The organism is Cellulomonas septica (assembly GCF_012396155.1).
In the GTDB taxonomy this organism is placed as follows: domain Bacteria; phylum Actinomycetota; class Actinomycetes; order Actinomycetales; family Cellulomonadaceae; genus Cellulomonas; species Cellulomonas septica.
In genome coordinates this window covers 1-2993 of record NZ_JAAXOY010000461.1, presented here as the reverse complement: position 1 = coordinate 2993, position 2993 = coordinate 1, and the positions used below count along the sequence as shown (strand labels likewise).

The following is a 2993-nucleotide window of genomic DNA, read 5'->3' as shown; positions in this document are numbered from 1 at the left end:
CGGGTGCGGCGGGCGCCTCGGTGCGAGCCGGCGCGGCGGCGGGAGACTCGGTCTCCCCCTCCGCGGCACGGGCCGCGGCCTGCGCGGCACGACGCTGCTCCTGCTTCTGGTCCGCCTTCTTCTTGGTCGGGCCGAGGACCATGATCATGTTGCGCCCGTCCTGCTTGGGCGAGCTCTCGACGAAGCCGAGCTCGGCGACGTCGTCGGCGAGGCGCTGCAGCAGGCGGATGCCCATCTCCGGGCGCGACTGCTCGCGACCGCGGAACATGATCATGACCTTGACCTTGTCCCCCGCCTTGAGGAACCGCTCGACGTGGCCCTTCTTGGTGCCGTAGTCGTGCGGGTCGATCTTCAGGCGGAAGCGGATCTCCTTGAGGACCGTGTTGGTCTGGTTGCGCCGGGCCTCGCGGGCCTTCATGTCTGCTTCGTACTTGAACTTGCCGTAGTCCATGATCTTGCAGACGGGCGGGCGGGCGTCCGGGGCGACCTCGACGAGGTCGAGGTCGGCGTCCTGGGCCAGGCGCAGTGCGTCTTCCACGCGGACGATGCCGACCTGCTCGCCGTTGGGGCCGACCAGGCGGACCTCGGCGACGCGGATCCGATCGTTGATGCGGGGCTCGCTGATGTGTGCTCCTCAGGTTCGTCGTGGCGGACCGTCAGGAACGAGGAAGGCCCCCGTCCTGAGCACAGGAGGAGGCCTCGTACAGCTCCGCCCCGCGCACGACCGTGCGGTCGCCGCGAGTCGCGCCGAACGGCGGGGCCGTCGACGTGCGGACTGGTGACCCGGTCCCTGTCGCCGGTCGAGCCGGTCGGTCGAGACCCAGGTGGGAGGTTCTCCACTTGTGCCCCTGGACCGTCGGACGCCGTCCCGTGAGGGTCGAGTCGCGCGCGGTCGCAGGTCAGTCGTGGACAAGGTTACCAGACGGCCGCGCACCCCTCGTCCGAGGGGCACCCGCCGCCGGGTCCACGTCAGATGGAACGATTCCAAGACTTGAATCATTCCAGTTTCGATGGTTGGGTGGTGCACGTGGACGACACCGCACTCCTGCGCGACCACGGCCTGCGGGTCACCAGCCCGCGACTGGCCGTGCTCGACGCGCTCCGCCGCACCCCGCACGCCGACGCGGACACCGTGCTCCGCCTCGTGCGCGCCGGCGTGCCGTCGGTGTCGGTGCAGGCCGTCTACGACGTGCTCGGCGCGCTCACCACCGCCGGGCTGCTCCGGCGTATCGAGCCCGCGGGGCACCCGGCGCGCTACGAGCGGCGCGTGGGCGACAACCACCACCACGTCGTCTGCCGGGGCTGCGGCGCGGTCGACGACGTCGACTGCGTCACCGGCCACGCCCCCTGCCTCATCCCCTCCTCCACGTCCGGCTTCGCGGTCGAGACGGCGGAGGTCACGTTCTGGGGCCTGTGCCCCACCTGCGCGGCGGCCGCGGCCGCCGCCGACGACTGACCGGCCGCCCGGCGACCGCCGAGCACGCCGGCCCTGACGGGCGCCCGGTACCCGGGTCGCGCGTCGCACCACCCACCCTGGAGAGGACACCCATGTCTCACGTGCCCCCGACGACGACGAACAGCGGCGCTCCCGTCGCCTCCGACGCGCACTCGCTGGCCGTCGGCGCCGACGGCCCGATCGTCCTGCACGACCACTACCTCGTCGAGAAGCTCGCGCAGTTCAACCGCGAGCGCGTGCCCGAGCGCGTGGTCCACGCCAAGGGCGGCGGCGCGTTCGGCACGTTCACGACGACGGGCGACGTCTCCGCCTACACGCGCGCCGCGCTGTTCCAGCCGGGCGTGCAGACCGAGATGCTGGCCCGCTTCTCGTCGGTCGCCGGCGAGAACGGCTCGCCCGACACGTGGCGCGACCCGCGCGGGTTCGCGCTGAAGTTCTACACGTCCGAGGGCAACTACGACCTCGTCGGCAACAACACCCCGGTCTTCTTCATCCGCGACGGGATCAAGTTCCCCGACTTCATCCGCTCGCAGAAGCGCCTGCCCGGCTCGCACCTGCGCGACAACGACATGCAGTGGGACTTCTGGACGCTGTCGCCCGAGTCGGCGCACCAGGTCACCTGGCTCATGGGCGACCGCGGTCTGCCGTCGTCGTGGCGCCACATGGACGGCTTCGGCTCGCACACCTACCAGTGGGTCAACGCCGCGGGCGAGCGGTTCTGGGTCAAGTACCACTTCAAGACCCAGCAGGGCATCGACAACCTGAGCGCCGACGAGGCCGCGCAGCTCGCCGGGTCCGACGCCGACCACCACATCCGCGACCTGTTCGGCCACATCGAGGCCGGCGACTTCCCGCGCTGGACCCTGTCGGTCCAGGTCATGCCGTACGAGGACGCGAAGACGTACCGCTTCAACCCGTTCGACCTCACGAAGGTGTGGCCGCACGCGGACTACCCGCTGATCGAGGTCGGCGTCATGGAGCTCAACCGCAACCCCGAGAACTACTTCGCGCAGATCGAGCAGGCGACGTTCGCGCCGTCGAACTTCGTCCCCGGCATCGCCGCCAGCCCCGACAAGATGCTGCTCGCGCGGATCTTCTCCTACGCCGACGCGCACCGGTACCGCGTGGGCACCAACCACGCGCAGCTCCCGGTCAACGCGCCGCACTCCGACGTGCACTCGTACTCGAAGGACGGCGCCGCGCGCATCGCCTTCCCCAGCCCCGACGTCCCCGTCTACGCCCCGAACTCGGCGGGCGGCCCCGCGGCCGACCCGGCGCGCGCCGGCGAGTCCGGCGGGTGGGAGTCCGACGGCGCGATGGTCCGCGCCGCCGCGACGCTGCACGCCGAGGACGACGACTTCGTCCAGGCCGGAACGCTTTACCGCGAGGTCTTCGACGACGCGGCGCGGGCCCGGCGTCGGAGCGCGACATCTCCAGCAGGTCCTGGACGAGGCGCGAGAACCGCTCGACCTCCGCCTGCAGCAGGGCGAGCGCCTCCCGCCCGTCTTCATCCAGGCGGTCCCGCTCGGCCTCCACG

General features: G+C 71.4%; 3 protein-coding genes. 2 read left to right on the top strand and 1 reads right to left on the bottom strand.

Annotated features, from left to right (window positions below; all coding sequences use genetic code 11):
* A partial coding sequence (gene infC / locus HGA02_RS15040) for a translation initiation factor IF-3 (RefSeq protein ID WP_168679830.1) occupies positions 1-625 on the bottom strand: 625 nt, incomplete at its 3' end.
* 396 nt (positions 626-1021) lie between these two features.
* On the opposite strand from infC, the gene HGA02_RS15035 reads away from it, so the two are divergent.
* Positions 1022-1456 (top strand): Fur family transcriptional regulator, encoded by a 435-nt coding sequence (locus HGA02_RS15035; RefSeq protein ID WP_425483069.1) that lies wholly within the window; start codon positions 1022-1024, stop codon positions 1454-1456.
* A gap of 92 nt (positions 1457-1548) precedes the next feature.
* Positions 1549-2993, top strand: a 1445-nt coding sequence (locus HGA02_RS15030; RefSeq protein WP_246247849.1) for a catalase, incomplete at its 3' end; no start/stop codon positions are given.